Here is a 991-nt window from a genome sequence, read left to right on the forward strand (position 1 = left end):
ACGGGTCGGCGAGCGCGGCGGCCGGTACCGCCGGACTGGCCGGGCGCGTGTGCCGGGCCTTTCCTTGCGGCCGGTCGTCCAGGCTGGAGGGCACCGGCGCGGCCTTGGGAGCGGTCGTCGAGGCAGGTGGACGCTCGTCGAGACGGCTGGCCACCGAGGGCGCCGGCGGCGGCGCGGACTGCAGGGTGTTGGCGTCGCGATTGCCGGCCGGCGCGCCGGGGACTGGCTGGAGACTCTGCGCGGCGGCGAGCGCCGGCACGAGCAGGGCGATGGCAACGCAGGGCAGCAGGCGCTTCACGGTGGCTCCATCGATGGGCCGCAAGAGAGCGCTCCACGCTAGCGCATCGCCAACTCGGCGTCGACGCGGCGCGGCGCGCTTGATCCACCCCGTACAGCCCTCATGTTGTTTTCCCCTCCTCCAGCCACGGGCCCCGCCATGAGCCGATTCGACCTCACGCCTCCTACCGCTGCCGAGCGCGAGCAGTTGATCGGCGGACTGAACGCGGAGGAACGCCGGGTGCTGCTGCAGCACGGCACCGAAGCGCCGTTCTGCGGCGTATTCCTGGACAACAAGCTGGAGGGCGTCTACACCTGCCGGATGTGCGGGCTGCCGCTGTTCCGCTCCAGCGCCAAGTTCGATTCCGGCACCGGCTGGCCGAGCTTCTTCGCGCCCTACCACCCCGACCACGTGCGCGAGATACGCGACACCAGCCACGGCATGATCCGCACCGAGATCGTCTGCGCCCGCTGCGACAGCCATCTCGGCCACGTGTTTCCGGACGGCCCGCCGCCGAGCGGCGAGCGCCACTGCCTGAATTCGGTGTCGCTGCAGTTCACCGAACAGGGCCAGGCGCTGCCCAACCCGCTGCACCGCGGCGGCGGCGAGACCGAACCGGCCTGATTCCGGCGCAGCCGCGCCGCCACAGGGAGACCACCGGCATGCGTACCTCGTCGCTTCCCCTTTTGTTCCTGCCGCTGGCCCTGGCCGCCT

At 71.7% G+C, this 991-nt stretch carries 2 protein-coding genes; one reads left to right on the forward strand and one right to left on the reverse strand.

Going from position 1 to position 991, the window contains the following annotated elements:
* Positions 1-298, reverse strand: a 298-nt coding sequence (locus tag D180_RS11460) for a hypothetical protein (RefSeq protein WP_017912900.1), incomplete at its 3' end; no start/stop codon positions are given.
* Positions 299-436: 138 nt separating this feature from the next.
* On the opposite strand from D180_RS11460, the gene msrB reads away from it, so the two are divergent.
* Positions 437-901 (forward strand): peptide-methionine (R)-S-oxide reductase MsrB, encoded by a 465-nt coding sequence (msrB, locus tag D180_RS11465; protein WP_017912901.1) that lies wholly within the window; start codon positions 437-439, stop codon positions 899-901.
* The last annotated feature ends 90 nt before the right edge of the window (positions 902-991 follow it).

It is taken from the genome of Xanthomonas sp. SHU 166 (assembly GCF_000364685.1).
Lineage (GTDB): Bacteria > Pseudomonadota > Gammaproteobacteria > Xanthomonadales > Xanthomonadaceae > Xanthomonas_A > Xanthomonas_A sontii.